Below are 18010 nucleotides of genomic sequence, written 5' to 3'. Positions count from 1 at the left end.
GACCGCTCCTACCAGGTGAGGCCGTGACCGAGTGGATAGCGAACCTGGTCGGGGTTGGCCCCGTCCGGGATCTCCACCGGCAGTTTGCCCTGCGGCGCGGTCTCGCCGAAGAGCACCTTGGTCAGGGCCTCCAGCGTCGGCTTGTTGTAGCCGTAGCCGGTCACCACGGTCTTCGCGGAGTCCAGATAGCCGGCGTCGTAGGGCACGTCCGCGATCACCGTGATCACTGGCTTGCCGGTTTCCACCAGCCGGTTCACCAGGTCAACCTGGCCGGGGCTACTCGCCGCGTTACCGACGACCGCGACCACGGTATCCACGTTTTCGGCGGCTGCTACGGCCTCGTTGATCTGTTCCTCGGTTGGCTCGGCGCCGGTGGTCAGCGTGGTTGTCTCGGGTCCCCGTGCGCCGATGTGCTCGGCGAGGTCCTCGGTCACCGCGACCCCGCGCGCGGTGCTCTCCCAGCCGGCGACCAGTACTGACCCCGGCTTGTCCTTGATCGGCAGCAGGTCCTCGTCGTTGCGCAGCACGGTCGTGGTGGCATCGGTGATGCGCTGTACCTCGTCCATGTTCTCCTGGTTGCCGACCAGCTTGTCGACGGCGTCCACGTCCACGAAGGGGTTCTCGATGACCCCGCGCTTTGCCTTCTGCTTCAGGATGCGCAGCGCGCTTTCGTCGATTCGCTGCTCGGTCAGCTCGCCACCGCGTACCGCATCCAGCACGCTGTTGACCGCCAGGTCCAGGTCGACCGGCATCACCAGTTGATCGACGCCTGCCTGGAGGGCGCGTACCGGGATCTCCGCATCGGTGTACAGCTCGCGCACACCTTCCATTTCCAGCGCGTCGGTGGAGACCACGCCGTCGTAGCCGAGTTCTTCACGCAGCAGGCCGGTGAGGATCGGCTTGGAGAGGGTGGCCGGATCGCCGGAGGGGTCCAGGTTGGGGAACGTGATGTGCGCGGACATCACGTTGTCCACGCCGGCATCGATGGCCGCGCGGAACGGCGGCGCGTCGATCTTGCGCCATTCCTCGGCGGTGCGGTCGATCTGGGGCAGCTCGTCGTGGCTGTCCACGGCTGCGTCGCCGTGCCCAGGGAAGTGTTTGGCCGCGGCGGAAACACCTTCGGTGCCCGCTTCCTGGTAGCCGCGGATCTGGGCGTCAACCATGTCGCCGACCAGCTTCGGATCGCTACCGAACGAGCGTAGCCCGATGACCGGGTTCACCGGGTTCGAGTTGACGTCGGCGTCGGGGGCGTAGTTCTGGTTGATGCCCATGGCGCGCAGTTCGCGCCCGTTGATCGTGGCCGCGCTTGCCGCGTTGTCGGTGTTGCGTCCGGCGCCGATGGCCATCGCGCCGGGGTATTCGGTTGCTGGAGCGCCGATTCGGGTGACCGTCCCGCCCTCCTGGTCGATGGTGACGGTCAGCGGCACACCGGTCTCGGAGTCCTTCGCTGCCTGCTGTAGGCCGTTGGACAGTTCCGCGATCTGTTTCGGTGACTCGACGTTGTCCCGGTCTTCGTTGTTGAAGTAGATAACGCCGCCGAGGTGGTACTTCTTGACCACCTCGGCCGCGGTGCGGGCGCCGAAGTCGTCCGGGTTCTTTGGATGCGCTTCGTCCGCGGACTGCCCGTTCACCCAGGTCACGAAGAGCTGGCCGACCTTCTGTTCCAGGGTCATCCCGCGCAGGGTTTCTTCGGCCCAGTCGGCGATCCGCTGCTGCTCGTTCATCTGCTGCTCCGCGTTGTTCGCGGGTTTCGCCGGCGCGGCCTGGTTGGGGGCGGCGCCAGCCGGCGCGGCTCCCGCCACGGTGGTAATCGCCAGCGCGGCGAGCGCGCCCAACGCAGGTACCTTCAGGGCAGGGACCGTTGCCCGCGCTGGTGTGCGAGACGTCAGGGGGCGGTGTCTAGGGGCCACCGAAACCTCCGTGGGGACCAGGTGTGTATCCCGCGATGGGATCATCTCACCGAATATCGGCGGATATCGGTAAGTTACTTACGGCGGATGGTCTGGTCAACACGGGGTACGGGTGGATTCGCCGTGCGGTGCACGCCTGGGGGTAATGCGGAAAAGGGGTTAAACGCTGGCGGCGCCCGTGGCCGAAGCCAGCGGGCGCCGCCTGCTCGCGCGGACGTCTCGGGTTACCAAGCGTGCAACTCGTGTCGTACCTTGCTGGACTCGGCGCCCGGCGTCCCGGTACGCAGTCCCCTTGACGACAAGCCTCCCGCGGCGTGCTGCGCGTGGGTGCTCCGGAGTCCGCGCACGGAGCCCTAGCCGGGGTGGAGCAAGCTTCTCTTCGCTTGATCCCTGGCCGACAAGAGGTCCGCACTTCCTTTCTACTTCAGTGACCGCCGTCACTTCAAGAGCTCAGTTGGGTGCACCGGTAAAGACGTTGTGGACCTCGGAGTGCTACGCCCGGTGGTTGTGGATCTCCGTTGTGGCAGGGGAAATCCGCGTGAGTGAACGCGCTGCCCGCCGCGCGGGTGGTCGGTCGTCGTTCATCTACGCTTTCGCCGGTAAAGCCCGTACCATGTCGCGCCTGCGGCGACCGCGCCGAGTCCGACCGCGGTGACCGCGAGCGCGGTACCGGACGGCGAGAAGACCTTGTTCCGCAAGGAAACCGGGTTGTTGAAGGTGAGTACCGGCCAGTCGCGTTCGAGCGCGGCCTTGCGTAGCGCCTTGTCCGGGTTGACCGCGCACGGCCGGCCAACGGCTTCCAGCATGGGCAGGTCCGTGCTCGAGTCGGTGTAGCTGTGGCAGGCATCGAGGTCGTAGCCGTGCCGTGTGGCAAGCTCGGCGATCGCCTTCGCCTTGTTCTCGCCATAGCAGTAGAACTCGATCTCGCCGGTGTACTTACCGTCGGCGACCACCATGCGGGTGCCGATGACCTGGCTGGCGCCGAGCATATGCGCGATCGGGGCGCTGATTTCCTCGCCTGTTGCGGAGATAATGACAACGTCATGGCCGGCTGCCTGGTGTTCAGCGATCAGTTCGGTCGCCTCGGCGTAGACCAGCGGGTCCACGATGTCGTGCAGGGTCTCCTCGACGATCGCGCGGACCTGGGCAACGTCCCAACCGCCGCACAGCTGCGTGATGTAGTCGCGCATGCGTTCGGTCTGGTCGGAGTCTGCGCCGGCGAGTACGTACATGAACTGGGCGTAGGCGCTTTTCAGTACCGCGCGCCGGTTGATCAGGCCTTCTTTGAACAGCGGTCGGCTGAAGGCGAGCGTGCTGGACTTCGCGATGATCGTTTTGTCGAGGTCGAAGAACGCCGCGACTCGGTTCGTGCTGGCCGGTTCGATCGGCGGGCGGGCCGGAGCGGGGCTTTGTTCGGAATGTGCTCCCTTGGGTGCCGCGCCGGATCGGCTTGCCGCGTCGGTGCTGAACTTGACCACACGGCCAGCATATGCAGGGCGACCAACGGCCTTTCGGGCACGTCTAGTAGTCACTGATGTGCAGATATCAGGCGTAAACGATTACCAGACATGCCACGCAAAGTAGTGCTCGCGGCTTTTTCGCGAACTAGGCGACGAGTCAGCATTCAGGGGTTACAGTGGGATATACCCGGTTGATACCGGGCCGGTTCAGTCCGACCCCCCGGGACTGAACCTCTGGCGGCCCCCGTCCCTCCCCCCTGGCGGGGGCCGCCCTTATCCCGTTGTGGTGTTCAGGTTCCTGGCTGGTGGCGTTTACCGGGCATACGTGGGTTCTGTTGCATTTGCACGAATTTGAACTAGCCCATTCGGGTTAAGCGCTTGACCGATGCAGGGTTAGTAGCGCGCTCGATCGGCCCCTGCTGGCTGCGCATTTCCGCGGTTTCCAGGAATTCCTGACTCTCCTGTGCGCTACCGCGTTCTCCCGTGCTCTTTCGCGCCCGCGCGCATAGGGGGCTCCCCCACCTATCCATCTTTCCGTGTGGGACCGACATTTTTCCCGGAGTCCAGCTGCCCGAAGTTGTCCACAACGGATCCAGTTGTCCACAAGTTGATCATGCCTGCTGGTTTCGGTTTGGCTCGCGCGGCAGCCTGGCAATTACCGGCCCGGCCTCGCCGGCGCCACCGAGCACGAAACCGACGGACCCAAACCCGTGGGCCAAACCTTGGGGGAGCAATTGCCTGTCATGCCAACACATCCGGCCGAACGGAGCGCCGAGGAGTCGGATAAGCCACCCGAGCACACGGCGATCGGTGCCGTCGATTCCGCGCCACGCCAAGAAGACCGGGCAGGTGCCCGCCCGCTGGTTTTGGTCGATGATGACGTTCTGCTCGACGAGGTATTACGGATAGCAGCTGCCGCCGGCAGCGAGGTCTTGCGCGCATCCGATGCCGAGGGGGCGCGGGCGCGCTGGCTGGGAGCGCCGCTGATCGTGCTGGACAGTAAGCATGCGCACGACTGTGGGCGGGCGAAGTTGCCGCGTCGAGACCGGGTACTGCTTGTCGATTCGGAGGCGACCAGTGGGCCATCGGCGGCGACCTGGCGCAGCGCGGTGGCTATCGGAGCGCAGGATGTGCTTTCGCTGCCAGCAGGGGAATCCGAGTTACTCGCGGCCTTCGCGGACTCCGTGGAAGCAGGCGATGCGGGGACCGGCTCGGTGATCGCGGTACTTGGCGGGCGCGGTGGTGCCGGTGCCTCCGTGCTCGCCGCTGGACTCGGTTTGGCTGTCCTGCGGGACGGCGGCCAGGCGCTCGTTGTCGATTGCGACCCCGCGGGCGGCGGGCTCGATCTGGTACTTGGTGCCGAAGCCGAGGTTGGTCTGCGCTGGCCCGAGCTCCAAGTCACCGCGGGACGGATCGCGGCGGAGGCGTTGCGCTCCGCTCTACCGGTGCGTTCCGACGGTGCCGGACGGCTTGCCGTGCTCTCCTGCGACCGAGACGCGGCCGGGCCGAACGCCGAATCCGTGGCGGCCGTCGTCGAAGCCGGCCGACGGGGCGGCGAATCCGTTATCTGCGACCTACCGCGAGATCTGGAAGTCGGCTCAGCCGCGGGATGGGCGGTGGTGGACCGGGCGGATCTGGTGGTCGTGGTCGTTCCCGCGGAAGTGCGCGCCTCGGTTTCCGCGCGGCGCACGGTCAAGCGATTACTCGACCGTGGAGCCAAGGTCGGACTGGTGATCCGGGGGCCGGCGCCAGGCGGATTGCGAGCATTGGAAGTCGCCGAAGCCGTGGGCGCGCCACTGGTAGCAATCATGCGCGCCGAGGTAGGCCTGCCGAAAACCTTGGAAGAAGGCGCGATCCGGTTCCGGCGCAGGGGACCTCTGGCGGTCGCGGCCAACGCGGTGCTCGCCGAGGCACGCAGTCAGCCGGCCGAACGAGCAAGGGCCTGCTGATGCGCACCGATCTCGTGGACAGGGTGCGCGACCGGCTGGTCAACGGCGGCGACGCGGTGACCCCGGCGCGCGTAGCGGAAGCGATCCGGACCGAGACGGGCGGGCTGGTCGGCCATGCGGATTTGCTCGCGGCGATGCGTCAACTCCGGCAGGAGTTCGTCGGTTTCGGTCCGCTCGAACCGCTGTTGCGCGCGCCGGGTACGACGGATGTGCTGGTCACCTCGCCGGGCGAGGTCTGGGTGGATGGCACCGCCGGACTACGGCGTACGGATGTGTGCTTTGCCGATGAGGCCGCCGTTCGGCGGCTGGCCAGTCGGCTCGCGCTCGCGGCTGGTCGGCGGCTGGACGACGCCCAGCCCTTCGTCGACGGGTGGTTACCCGGTGGCGAATTCGGCACGATCAGGCTGCACGCGGTATTACCGCCGATCGCCGCGGACGGTACTTGCCTGTCCCTGCGGGTGCTTCAGCCAACCGCGCACGATCTGGACGCCCTGCACGTACTCGGCACCTTCGATACCGAGTTGGCGCAGATACTCGATGCCATCGTCGGTGCCCGGCTCGCCTTCCTGGTCACCGGTGCGACCGGGAGCGGCAAAAGCACCTTGCTCGCCGCCCTACTTGCCAGGGTCCCCGGGCGGGAACGCGTTGTCTGCGTGGAGGATGCCGGCGAGCTTCGCCCCGCGCATCCACAGTTCGTCCGGTTGATCGCCCGCCAGGCGAATGTGGAAGGCGCCGGCGAGGTAGGACTTCGCGCCCTCGTCCGGCAAGCATTACGGATGCGCCCGGACCGGTTGGTGGTCGGCGAGGTGCGTGGCCCGGAGGTCATTGAACTACTGAACGCGCTCAACACCGGACACGACGGTGGCGCTGGCACCTTGCATGCCAACTCGCCCGAGGAAGTACCCGCACGGCTGGAAGCCCTCGCCGCCCTTGGCGGGTTGCGTCGCGACGCCTTGCACAGCCAACTGACCGCGGCGGTGCGGATCGTGCTGCATATGCGGCGGCGTGCGGATGGGATCCGCAGGCTGGCCGAGATAGGTGTGGTCAGCGCGGAACAGGGCAGGGCGCAGGTCCGGCCAGTGTGGCGGGATCAACCAGGGGATGGCCAACCGCGTTGGACCGTCGAACGATCGCTGCTAGACGATCTTTTACGGGCGGCGCGTGCGGCGGACCGGGGCGCGACGTGTTGACCAGCTCTCTGTCCATTGCGGGACTCGCGTTGCTCGGCTGGCCGGGACCGCCAGCGCGAGCCAGGTTGCGCAACCTGACGGGCGGCACCAGCCGGATCCGCGGCGGCGCAATGTTCGCGCTGGTTCGCAAGGGATACCCGGTCAGCTCGGTGGTGGCGGCCTGCCTGGTTGGCTGGCTGCTGCTCGGGCCCGGCGGCGGCCTGGCAGCCGCGTTTGCCGCCGCGACCGGTAACCACCGCTGGCGTACCCGTCGCAAACTGCGGGCAACTCTCGCCGCCCAAGAGGGGATGGCCGAAGCGATTCGCGCACTGGCGCTGGAACTGCGGGCCGGTGCGCATCCCGCGCAGGCCGCTGCTTCCGTTGCCGTGGACGCGCATCCGCCTGCCGCGCGAACGATGCGCACGATCGCGGGTACCGCCGGGCTCGGCGGCGACGTTGGTGTCGCCTTAGGGCAGGTGGGCTCACCGGATGCGGGCCTTGCCGCCGCCCATGAGCAGCTGGCTCACGCCTGGCGGCTGGTACGTGCGCACGGCTTGCCGCTGGCCGAGGTGGTGTCCGCGGTTCGCGTTTGCCTCGATCAGCAGGCCAAGTTCAGCGGGAAAGTACATGCGCAGCTGGCCGGTCCACGAACGAGCGCACTGATCCTTGCCGGGTTGCCCGCGCTTGGTGTGCTGCTCGGCGAGGCCATGGGCGCGGAGCCGATGGCCGTACTGCTCACCAACCCGGTCGGGCAGGTGCTGTTGGCCGTTGGGGTGGCACTCGCCTGCGCGGGCGTGCTGTGGAGCGCTCGGCTGACCGAACGGCTGGTGCGGTCATGACGGTATCGATCGTCTTGATCGCCATCGCCCTGCTCAGCTATCCAGCGGCACGAACGGCGACCAGCCGGATGACCAGGATTCACGGCGCGCGAAACCGGACTGGCACGCGCGTCGCCACGACCGGTTGGCTGCCGCTCACCTGCGGCCTTGGGCTCGGCGCGAGCGTGTTGGCTCTCCTCGGCCCGCCATCGGGCTGGCTGTGGGCGCCGCTTGTCACGGCCCTGACCTGGTGGGGCGCGCGCCGATGGGTTACCAGGGCGGGCGCATCCGCCAGGCACCCGCAGGCCGACCAGCTACGGATCGCCGCATCCTGGGAACTGCTTGCCGCCTGCCTGCGCGCCGGTCTACCGGTGCCGACCGCGATCAGAGCGATCGCCGGCACCCTGCCACCCGGTGCCGCTATCGCGCTGGATGCCTGCGCCGAACAGCTTTCCCTCGGCGCCGATCCGGAACGTGCCTGGCGGCCGGCGCGAGAGCAGCCCGCGACGGCCGCGTTCGCCAGGAATGCCAGGCGGACCGCGCGTTCCGGTACCGCCCTTGCCGAGGTAGCCGCGACCCAGGCCGAGCGACTACGGGGCGAGGCAACGACGGCCGCCGAGGCAACGGCTCAGCGCGCCGGGGTGCTGATCACCGGCCCGCTCGGCCTGTGCTTCCTGCCTGCCTTTCTCTGCCTCGGCATCGTCCCGGTGATCATCGGCCTTGCCAGCGGGCTCGCGCCGGTCGTGGCGCGTTAGCACCCCACCACAACTGTCCATAGTGGAGTAACGAACAGAAGGAGAATCAATGTATCCGTTGATCGCACGAATCCGCCGAGCCCGTGACGACGACACAGGCATGTCTACCGCAGAATACGCAATTGGGACAATCGCGGCGGCTGCCTTTGCGGCGGTCCTCTACACCGTGGTCACCGGTGACTCGGTCGTTGGTGCGCTCACCTCGTTGGTCGAACAGGCGATCTCGGTGAGTGTCTGATGCCGGCGACCGGCTGTGCGCTATCCAGCGGGGCCAGGGATCGCGGCGCGGTGACCGTCGAGGCCGCTATCGGCATATCCGCCCTTGTCGTCGTGCTCGGCCTGGCCTTCGCCGGGATCGTGGCCCTGTCCGACCAGCTCAGGTGTACCGACGCGGCACGCGAGGCGGCCAGGCTGATCGCCAGGGGCGACGGTGCGCGAGCCGAATCGGTGGTCCAGCGGATCGCGCCCGCCGGGGCGGAGCTGCGGGTCGACACCGCGGGTGAGGAGATCTCGGTACAGGTGCGCGCTCCGGCGGCTGCCGGTCTCCTTCCGGGGATCACGCTGCGGGCCGATGCCTACGCGATCGCCGAACCGGCCGACCGGTGAGCCCGCTATCGCCCGGCCCAGCGGCGTCACCGCGCGAGCCGACCAGCCGCGACCCGGATGCTGGGTTTGCCGTGGTGTGGTCGGCGGTGGCTTGCGCGCTGGTCGTCACGCTGGCCACGCTCGTCGCATGGTTGGGCGCGGCGGCCATCAGCCGACATCGCGCCGAAGCCGCCGCCGACCTTGCGGCGCTCGCGGCTGCCGCGCACGCGGTTTCCGGCGACGAGCGGGCCTGCGCGCGGGCCCGCTGGGTCACCGACCAGATGAAAGCGCGGCTGACGTCCTGCAATTTGCAGGACTGGGATGCCAGGGTCATGGTCGCCGTAGCGCCGCCGGGATGGCTCGCCGGTTTCGGCGAAGCGAACGCCAAGGCGATTGCCGGACCGGCCGAACGGTGATTGGCAGCGAGTCACGAGCAGCGGTCGACTTGGCGCGATAAGCGGCAGAGTGACCACCCACACGAGGTGACGAGCGGCACCTCAACTACCGGTTGCAGTTCGGTCCATCCATACCTCCGGCGCGCGCTCGCCGTTCAGCAACTACCAGTTGTCGACAAGGGGCTACCCAGCGATTGCAAGATGCAGTTCAGTCATAAGCAACGGACGAGATACCCGCCACAGCCCGACAGACCCGACAGCCGAGCAGCAGTTCGGGTTTCAACCGGGCCCAGGGTTCAAGAGAGGAAGGCAGTACTAGCAATGTTGGAGACGGATTGGTCGGATAGTTGGCGGCGCGCATTTCGGATCGAACTGCGCGCCGAGGCCATCGGGTTCGCCTCCCGCGGCTGGCCGGTAATTCCGGGCAGCTACCCGACGGACACCAACCCGACCAATTCCAGCCCCCGGACCGGCACGCAGTGGGCGGGCCGTCCGGGAGCGATGTCGCGTTGGCCAGCCCCGATTCACGATGATTGGGCCAACCGGCAGGGAGCGACCCCCGAGCAGGTCGCTCAGTGGTGGTCTGGTCACCCGTACAGCCTGCTTGTCGCGACCGGCACGGCCGTCGACGCCGTAGAGGTCGACGCGCAGTTCGGTCAGCGCGCCGCACAAGCACTGCGGGCCACCGGACAACCGGCACCGATCGTGGCTACCCCGACTGGCCGCTGGCTGTTCCTCACCGCGTCAGGTGTTTCCCCCGAGCCGGTCCTGCTCGAGCAGGCCGGTGTCACCTGGCACGGTGTGGGCAGCTGGGTGCCCTTGCCGCCCACACCGTTCGAGCACGGCGTCGTGCACTGGCGGGTCAAGCCCGATACCTGGGGTTGGCAGCTACCCGAAGCGCACGTTGTGCATGCCGCGCTCCTCGATGCGATCACCGACGAAGCCGCCCATCTGGCAAGCGTTCAGCGCTTGGTAGCGGCCGAGGCGTGATCGTGCAAGTAGTCGTGCTGGGCCCCGACAGCATCGTGCGCGCGCATGGCGTGCAGCACGCTGTTCAGCACGGCTACGGCCCCCGCCTTGTCCAGCGGTTCATTGCCATTCCCGCATTTGGGCGATTGAACGCAGGACGGGCAGCCCGCCGGGCACTCGCAGGAAGCGATCGCCTCCCGCGTCGCGGCCAACCATGGGACGAGCGCGGCAAAGCCGCGGTCGGCAAACCCCGCTCCCCCGGGATGACCATCGTGCACGAACACCGTTGCCTCCCCGGTGTCAGCATGAAGCGCGGTGGAAACCCCGCCGACGTCCCAACGGTCACAGGTCGCGAACAGCGGTAGCAGTCCGATCGCCGCGTGCTCGGCAGCGTGCAGCGCGCCGGGGATGCGCGCCGGTATCAAGCCGGCGCCCCCTGGCGCGCTGCCGTTCAACAACTCCTCACTGACCGTGTACCAAACCGCCCTGGTGTTCAGCCGGCGTTCCGGCAGATCCAGCGGAATCTGGTCGAGCACTTCGCCCGTAGGCAACCGGCGCAGATAGCCAACCACTTGGGAAGTCACCCCGACCTCGCCGATACAGGCGCGAACACCGTCGAACTCCTCGGTGTGCGCGGTGTTCAGCACCTCGATATCCACGACCTCGCGCGGCGCGGTGCTCCACTCTGGATCCTCGGCATGCACTAGGGCTAGGCCCTCGTCCAGCGAGAGTGAATCGACCACATAAGAATCGCCCTGGTGTAGATACACCGCGCCGGGATGCACCTGGTTCGGGGCCGAGCCAAGGTCGACCGTGCCGAGCATGCGCCCCGAATCCCCCTCGACCACCATGACCTGATCGCCACCGGAACCGCGGATATCCACCTCGTGTTGTGGCCGCTCGCGGGATGTCCAGTACCACCCCGATTTGCGCCGGCGCAGTAACCCGTCCGCGACCAGACCGTCCAACACCGCACGAGCGGCCTGCCCGCCGAACGGCTCCAGACAACCCGTGGTCAGCGGTTGCTCCGCGGCCGCGCAGGCCAGATGCGGGCCAAGTACGTACGGGTTCGTCGGATCCAACACGGTCGCTTCCACCGGTCGGTCCAGGACCGCGCCCGGATTGTGCACCAGATAGGTATCCAGCGGGTCGTCCCTGGCCACGAACACCACCAGCGCGCCGGCACCCGCGCGCCCCGCGCGGCCGGCCTGCTGCCAGAACGAAGCCAGCGTGCCCGGATAGCCCGCGACGATCACCGCGTCCAGCCCGGTGATATCCACCCCCAGCTCGAGCGCGTTCGTGCTTGCCACCCCAAGCAACTCGCCGGAATCCAGCGCACGCTCCAGTTCTCGTCGCTCCTCCGGCAGAAAACCAGCGCGATAGGCGGCGACCTGTTTGCCAAGCGCGGGATCGACCTCGGTGAGTTGGCGACGTGCGCCGAGCGCGGTCAGTTCCGCGCCGTGTCGGGATCGCACAAAGGACAGCGTTCGGGCCCCCTCGACGACCAGGTCCGCCATGATCCGCGCCGCCTCGGCGCCGGCCGAACGACGCACCGGCGCATTGTTCTCACCGGTCAGCTCGAGCAACGGTGGTTCCCACAGCGCCAGCGTGCGCGCGCCACGCGGCGAGCCGTCCTCGGCAACCGCCGTACACTCCACACCGGACAGTCGGCCGGCCGAATCAGCCGGGTTCGCGACCGTGGCCGAGGCGAGCACGAATACCGGACTTGCCCCGTACCGGCGGGCGATCCGGTACAGCCGGCGCAACAGCAGCGCGACATGCGAGCCGAACACCCCACGGTAAGCGTGGCATTCGTCAACCACGATGTAGGCGAGTCGCCGAAAGAAATGCGCCCACCGGTCGTGCCTCGGCAGGATCGAGCGGTGCAGCATATCCGGATTGCTGAACACCCATCGCCCGTGTGCGCGCACCCAGTCGCGCTCCCCGTGTGGCGTATCCCCGTCATACGAAGCCGCCCGCACCTCGGGCAGCGAAAGGCCCTGCACCGCGCGCAACTGATCCGCGGCGAGTGCCTTCGTCGGCGAAAGGTACAGCGCGGTCGCGCCCCGCGTAGTGGCCAATGTAGACAGTACCGGTAACTGGTAGGCGAGTGATTTCCCGGATGCGGTACCGGTGGACAGCACCACGTGCTCGCCAGACCAGGCCAGCGAGGCCGCCCGCGCCTGATGGGTCCACGGCCGGGAAATACCGGTTTCCCGCAGGGCATGCACGACCTCGGCCGGTGCCCACTCCGGCCAGTCCGCGAACTGCGCCGAGTGCGCCGCTAGGTCGGCCCGATGCCGAAGCGGGCTCTCGGCTTTCGGGGTGCCCGCCAGTACCCGGTCGAGCAGCACATCACTCGCGTCAGCCACCCCGCGAGCTTCGCATACCGCACTGTCGAGTCCGCCGAGCTTGACCGATTCGGCACCCGCGCAACCGTCCAGCGGGTTGGTTACGCGCGCCACACAAAGGACATCGAATCGTGACCTACGGTAGCCGGATGGGGACGCTTGTCAGGGCGCTGATCAGATACCAATAGACTCCGCCGAAGTCGCACAATTGTGGTGCCAGACACGACGGACTTTCCGTACCGCCGAATGGTGCCACGAACGCCAATTCATCAGGAGGACGGATGTCCGGGCAGTTCCTCGCGGAGGGGCTCGAGCTATCCGGCGGAGATCGCGGTGTAGTCATCGTGGTCGCCGCCATTGCTCTAGCCGCCCTGGTCGTCGGCTTCGCCCTGCTCAGGGAGGTACTGGCAAGCGGCCAGGGCACCTCGAAGATGCAGGAAATTGCGAAGGCGGTGCAGGAGGGCGCGGCCGCATACCTCAAACGGCAGCGGAATTCGTTGTCGATCTTCGGGTCGATCGTGTTCCTACTGCTGTTCGCCTTGCCGGCGGAGACGGTGAGCGAACGCATCGGGCGTTCGCTCTTCTTCCTTGTCGGCGCGGTGTTCTCGTTCGCTATCGGCTATCTCGGTATGTGGCTTGCAACACAATCCAACCTTCGGGTGGCCGCCGCTTCGCGGGAGCCGAACGGTCGGGAGAAGGCGATGAAACTCGCCTTCCGTACCGGCGGTGTGGTCGGTATGAGCACGGTCGGGCTTGGCCTACTCGGCGCGGCGATCGTCGTGCTGGTCTACGCCGGCGAAGCACCCAAGGTACTGGAAGGCTTCGGCTTCGGTGCCGCGCTGATCGCCATGTTCATGCGTGTCGGCGGCGGTATCTTCACCAAGGCCGCGGACGTCGGCGCCGACCTGGTCGGCAAGGTCGAGCAGGGCATCCCGGAGGACGACCCGCGCAACGCGGCCACCATCGCGGACAACGTGGGCGACAACGTCGGCGACTGCGCCGGCATGGCCGCGGACCTGTTCGAGTCCTACGCGGTAACCCTGGTCGCCGCACTGATCCTAGGTAGTGCCGCATTCGGCACCGAAGGCCTGCTCTTCCCACTCATCGTGCCCGCCATCGGTGTGCTCACCGCCGTGCTCGGCGTGTACATCACCAGGGCGAAATCCGGCGAGAGCGGGTTGACCACGATCAACCGCGCGTTCTACATCTCCGCGGTGATCTCGGCCGTGCTGTGCACCGTCGCGGCCTTTGTCTACCTGCCGAGCTCCTTCGCCGACCTCACTGGCTCGGCGATGAACGAGCTGTCCGGTAGCCCGGCGGTGATCGCCGCGGTCGCGGTCATCATCGGCATCGTGCTTGCTGGCGTGATCCTCTGGCTGACGGGGTACTTCACCGGCACCGAGTACAAGCCGGTCAAGGATGTGGGCGAGAGCTCGCGGACCGGCGCGGCCACGGTCATCCTGTCCGGTATCTCGGTCGGTTTCGAATCCGCGGTCTACACCGCGATCGTGATCGGTGCCGCGGTGTACGGGGCGTTCCTGCTTTCCGGGTCGATCCTTGTCGCGCTGTTCGCGATCGCGCTGGCCGGTTGTGGCCTGCTGACCACGGTCGGCGTCATCGTCGCGATGGACACCTTTGGTCCGGTTTCGGACAACGCGCAGGGGATTGCGGAGATGTCCGGCGACGTGGACGAGGACGCCGCACAGATCCTGACCGAGTTGGACGCCGTTGGTAACACCACCAAGGCGATCACCAAGGGCATCGCGATTGCTACCGCGGTGCTGGCGGCGACCGCACTGTTCGGTTCCTATCAGCAGGCGATTACCGACACCCTGGCCAGTATCGGCAACATGGGTGATCTGACCGCATCGTTCGGCTACGAGATCATCGCCCCGAACGTGCTGGTTGGTGTCATCATCGGCGCCGCGGTGGTGTTCCTGTTCTCTGGGCTTGCGGTCAACGCGGTCTCCCGCGCCGCGGGTGCGGTGGTCTTCGAGGTTCGCCGGCAGTTCAAGGAAAAGCCGGGGATCATGGACCGCACCGAGCGGCCGGACTACGCACGGGTGGTGGACATCTGCACCCGCGACTCGCTGCGCGAGTTGGCCACTCCGGGACTGCTCGCGGTGTTCGCGCCGATCGCGGTCGGTTTCGGGCTCGGTACCGGTGCGCTCGCCGGCTATCTCGGCGGCGCGATTGCTTCCGGTGTATTGATGGCGATCTTCCTGGCCAACTCCGGTGGTGCCTGGGACAACGCGAAGAAGCTGGTTGAGGACGGCCACCACGGTGGTAAGGGCTCCGAAGCCCACGAAGCCACGGTGATCGGCGATACCGTTGGTGACCCGTTCAAGGACACCGCTGGCCCGGCGATCAACCCGCTGTTGAAGGTGATGAACCTGGTGTCGGTGCTGGTCGCGCCCGCCGTCGTGACCCTCACGGTCGGCGACAGCGCCTCTGACCCGATCCGGATCGCCATCGCGGTGGTTGCCGTGCTGATCATCGTCACGTCGATCGTGGTGTCCAAGCGCCGCGGCTCGACGATGACGGACAATCCAGCCGAGCAGCAGACCGCGGGCGCCAGCTAGCGGAACGAAACGGCTACGGGCCCGTCGCGGTAATCGCGGCGGGCCCCAGCTGTGCGCGGATCAGGTATCCGGTCGCGTACGGGTGCGTCACCGGGCGGCCGTGCTGGCCCGTTGGGCGAGGAGTACGGTCGGCCGAAGACCGCAGCAACGATGTACGGAGGTTTCGTATGCGGCTTCGCCGCACGTTCCTGGCAGCCGCGGCGGCCAGCATGGCGCTGGCAATCGGTGGGTGTTCCGAGGCGAACGACAACGCGGGACAGCAGCAAGACACCAACCAGGGCGAGCCCTCGTCGCCAGCGAGCGAGCCGTCCGGCAGCGCACAGCCCGAAGCGGGAACGAAGTGGATCGACGGATTCTGCGGAAGTATGGGTGGATTCGCCCAGGCAATGCAGGGAATTGAGCAGCCTCAGTCGCAGGATCCTGCTGAGGTCAAACAGCAGATGAGCGGCATGCTCGGCACCGTGACGAAAAGCGCCGGCAAGATCGTGTCGGACATGGACGAACTTGGTCCTTCGCCGCTCGAGGGCGGCGACCGGCTCGCTTCTGGCGTTCGCGAGTCCTATGGCGAATTGCAGCGCACCGCGACCTCAGCGAAGTCTACTGTAGACGATGCATCGACGGATGACCCGCAGGCGACTATGCAAGCGGTGCAGTCGGCGAATCAAGAGCTGGGCAAGGTGGATCTGCAGCAGCCCTTTACTGAATTGCAGGACAACAAGACGCTCGCTTCGGCCGCCCAGCATGCGCCGAACTGTCAGGCGCTTGCCGAGGCGGCCCAGCAGCAACAACAGCAACAACAGCAACAACCGGGGCAGCCCGGAGGCGGCGCGGATCAGCCGCCGCCCCCGGGCAACTAGTTCCCCCGAGTTGCCGTTACTGGACACATCGGGTTAGCTCAGCCGCTCCTGTGCGTAGGCGGCAATCGCCTCGCAGAGGTAGCCGGCTAGCCCCTCGGCGATCTGGTCGAACGTCTCGACGAACCGCGGTTCATCGACGTAGACACGACCGAGGCCGATGTAGGCCTCCTTCGTCGGCGTCCAGTGGTGGCAGATCCACTTGTAGTGCGCATCGACCGCCTCGATGGTGCGCGGGTCATCCGCCCGCACCCCCTCGCGCATCAGCTCGGCGATGTGGACCGTGGCGTCGTGCCCCTGTTGCTGCACGGCCTGCCACTTCTCGTCCGACCAGCCCTTGACCTTCGAGTGCGACTCGATTGCCCCACCCCAGCGCTGTTCCGCCTCTTCAGCCAGACGGTGCGCCTGCTCGGAGTGCCGGTCGAGCCCGACGAACAGGTTTTCCGTGGACACGGTGTCCCCTCCTTCCAGTTCCTGGATGGTGTTCTCGACGGTTTTGGCCAGATCCGCGAACCGATCGCGTTCGGCGATCAGCCACTTGTGGTGTAGGCGCAATGCCTCCAGCTGGCTCGTCTGCTGGGCGCGAATCTCGGCGATCGCATCGAGGCCAAGGCCGAGTTCCCGCAACACCATGATCTGTTGCAGCTCGAGCAACTGCTCCTGTTCGTAGTACCGGTAGCCGTTGCTGCCGACGAAAGCCGGCCGGAGTAGGCCGATCTCGTCATAATGCCGCAGTGTTCGCGAGGTGACCCCGGCCAGCTTCGCGACTTCCGCCGTTGACCAGGCCATTGTGGACACCTCCCGCCGTTCATCCGGGCGGTCTTTCCGTCCGGCACTTAGTAACAGTAGAGATTGACGTCGCGTCAACTTCAAGGGTTTTCTCGCAGGCAATTTCCGTAGTTTTGCGCTAGCGAGTGCACGCTGCGCTGCTAGCGTCAGTCAGCGGGTCACAATTTTGCGTTCACCAGGTCTGGAGGGGGCGCCGACATGCGCCGAAAAATCGTGTTCAGGGCCTTGGCGAGTGGACTGCTCGCTACGGGCCTAGTGCTGGCAACCGCGCAAACCGTGCCAGCCGCGCCAGCGGCCGCGGACACACTTACCGAGATCGATAAATCGCCGTTCCAACTGGCCGAAAAGGACAGTTTCGCGGAGTACCAGCCGCGTGTGGAGAATCTGGACAAGCTACTGCCCAAAGCCTCCTTTGGCGATGTTCTCGCGGACGCGAACCGGGACGGCAGTGATCTTTGCAAAGACACCGGCATCGACGGCGCGGTCGGCTTCTGCTGGAACGACGGCGATGACGCCACCAGCGAGTGGTACCCGCAGGGAATCAGCGGCTCCTGGGATGCCGACCCGAGCGGTGAGTACGAAGGCCAGCGCGCGATGTTCACCAGCTGGTACCACAAGGGCGATAAGGGTGCGCGAGTGTCACTGGTCGACTACAACGACCCCCAGGCGCCGAAGTATCGGCATCTGCTGCTCGTCGAACCGACCGCCGAGGATGACTTCGCCCAGGTCAAAGTGCACGCGGGTGGGATCGCCTGGGTTGGCGACTATCTGTACGTGGTGGACACCGGTTGGGGCGTAAGGGTTTTCGACCTGAACCACCTCTGGCAGACCGAAGCCGATCCAGACAAGAACCAGATCGGCAAGGGTTCGGACGGGAAGTACTACGCCTACGACTACCGCTATGTGCTGCCCCAGGTCGGCTCGTTCACCCAGGACGAGAAGGGGAGTTGTAACCCGCCGCCGTCGAACCAGGACGCGCCGCTGTGCTTCTCCTGGGTCGGTCTTGACCGCAGCACCTCGCCGGCATCGCTACTCACCGGCGAGTTCTTCTACGAGCAAGAGCCGGGTGGTCGGATGGCACGCTGGCCGCTCGACCCGAACACCGGCAAGCTCCAAGGCGAGAACGGGGTGACCAAACCGGAGAACGTGTACGCCAGTCCGCACATCAGCATGCAGGGCGGGGTTTCGGCCGATGGCACCTTCCTGATGTCCAGCAGCCGTGGACAAAACGAACGCGGCTACCTGTACAAGGCGCAGGTGGACCAGGAAAGCTCCAGTTCGCGCGTGCCGGAGGGGATCGAGGATCTCAGCTACGACCCGGCCGACGGACACGTCTGGTCGCTCACCGAGTACCCGAACAACCGCGCGGTCATCGGTATCCCGAACGCCATGTGAACCGAAAAGGGTCTAGACCGTTAGCGGGT

Annotated in this window: 15 protein-coding genes; 11 read left to right on the top strand and 4 right to left on the bottom strand. The window is 66.7% G+C overall.

Features of this window, described 5'->3' with window-relative positions; translation table 11 throughout:
• Positions 1–8: 8 nt before the first annotated feature.
• Both EV191_RS03980 and EV191_RS03975 read right to left on the bottom strand, forming a co-directional pair.
• A complete protein-coding gene (locus EV191_RS03980) occupies positions 9–1724 on the bottom strand; it encodes a glycoside hydrolase family 3 protein (protein WP_243658805.1) in 1716 nt (571 codons plus the stop codon).
• A 767-nt stretch (positions 1725–2491) separates the two neighbouring features.
• Complete coding sequence (locus tag EV191_RS03975; protein WP_132876134.1) at positions 2492–3295, bottom strand: HAD family hydrolase; 804 nt, start codon at positions 3293–3295, stop codon at positions 2492–2494.
• Positions 3296–4113: 818 nt separating this feature from the next.
• Here EV191_RS03975 and ssd point away from each other — a divergent pair.
• From ssd to EV191_RS03935, 8 genes are all read left to right on the top strand, one after another.
• Complete coding sequence (ssd, locus tag EV191_RS03970; RefSeq protein ID WP_132875403.1) at positions 4114–5319, top strand: septum site-determining protein Ssd; 1206 nt, start codon at positions 4114–4116, stop codon at positions 5317–5319.
• Positions 5319–6509 (top strand): TadA family conjugal transfer-associated ATPase, encoded by a 1191-nt coding sequence (locus EV191_RS03965; protein WP_132875402.1) that lies wholly within the window; start codon positions 5319–5321, stop codon positions 6507–6509. Before ssd ends, EV191_RS03965 begins: the two co-directional genes overlap by 1 nt.
• The gene (locus EV191_RS03960; RefSeq protein ID WP_132875401.1) at positions 6503–7327 is read left to right on the top strand and encodes a type II secretion system F family protein; all 825 of its coding nucleotides are present in this window, start codon (positions 6503–6505) and stop codon (positions 7325–7327) included. Before EV191_RS03965 ends, EV191_RS03960 begins: the two co-directional genes overlap by 7 nt.
• Positions 7324–8061, top strand: a complete 738-nt coding sequence (locus tag EV191_RS03955) for a type II secretion system F family protein (protein WP_243658736.1) — start codon at positions 7324–7326, stop codon at positions 8059–8061. Before EV191_RS03960 ends, EV191_RS03955 begins: the two co-directional genes overlap by 4 nt.
• Positions 8062–8110: 49 nt before the next feature.
• On the top strand, positions 8111–8299 hold the full coding sequence (locus tag EV191_RS03950) for a DUF4244 domain-containing protein (protein ID WP_132875400.1): 189 nt from the start codon (positions 8111–8113) through the stop codon (positions 8297–8299).
• Positions 8299–8667, top strand: coding sequence for a TadE family type IV pilus minor pilin (locus EV191_RS03945; protein ID WP_132875399.1), 369 nt, complete (start codon positions 8299–8301; stop codon positions 8665–8667). Before EV191_RS03950 ends, EV191_RS03945 begins: the two co-directional genes overlap by 1 nt.
• Positions 8664–9062 (top strand): Rv3654c family TadE-like protein, encoded by a 399-nt coding sequence (locus EV191_RS03940; RefSeq protein ID WP_165912811.1) that lies wholly within the window; start codon positions 8664–8666, stop codon positions 9060–9062. Before EV191_RS03945 ends, EV191_RS03940 begins: the two co-directional genes overlap by 4 nt.
• A gap of 300 nt (positions 9063–9362) precedes the next feature.
• On the top strand, positions 9363–10031 hold the full coding sequence (locus EV191_RS03935; protein WP_132875398.1) for a bifunctional DNA primase/polymerase: 669 nt from the start codon (positions 9363–9365) through the stop codon (positions 10029–10031).
• Here EV191_RS03935 and EV191_RS03930 read toward each other — a convergent pair.
• Positions 10004–12382: a DEAD/DEAH box helicase gene (locus tag EV191_RS03930; RefSeq protein ID WP_132876131.1), complete on the bottom strand. Its 2379-nt coding sequence runs from the start codon at positions 12380–12382 to the stop codon at positions 10004–10006. The genes EV191_RS03935 and EV191_RS03930 overlap by 28 nt on opposite strands.
• 260 nt (positions 12383–12642) lie before the next feature.
• Here EV191_RS03930 and EV191_RS03925 point away from each other — a divergent pair, with 260 nt between their 5' ends.
• A complete protein-coding gene (locus EV191_RS03925; RefSeq protein WP_132875397.1) occupies positions 12643–14943 on the top strand; it encodes a sodium-translocating pyrophosphatase in 2301 nt (766 codons plus the stop codon).
• Between the two features lie 167 nt (positions 14944–15110).
• Complete coding sequence (locus EV191_RS03920; RefSeq protein ID WP_132875396.1) at positions 15111–15800, top strand: hypothetical protein; 690 nt, start codon at positions 15111–15113, stop codon at positions 15798–15800.
• Between the two features lie 33 nt (positions 15801–15833).
• Here the strand turns inward: EV191_RS03920 and EV191_RS03915 are convergent, their stop codons facing one another.
• Entirely contained in the window at positions 15834–16586 is a 753-nt protein-coding gene (locus tag EV191_RS03915; RefSeq protein ID WP_132875395.1) for a MerR family transcriptional regulator, read from the bottom strand.
• A 198-nt stretch (positions 16587–16784) separates the two neighbouring features.
• Between EV191_RS03915 and EV191_RS03910 the strand changes: the two genes are divergently transcribed.
• Positions 16785–17981 (top strand): hypothetical protein, encoded by a 1197-nt coding sequence (locus EV191_RS03910; protein ID WP_243658735.1) that lies wholly within the window; start codon positions 16785–16787, stop codon positions 17979–17981.
• Positions 17982–18010: the final 29 nt, after the last annotated feature.

The organism is Tamaricihabitans halophyticus, from assembly GCF_004340875.1.
Lineage (GTDB): Bacteria > Actinomycetota > Actinomycetes > Mycobacteriales > Pseudonocardiaceae > Tamaricihabitans > Tamaricihabitans halophyticus.
This window is presented reverse-complemented; position numbering and strand designations above follow the sequence as displayed.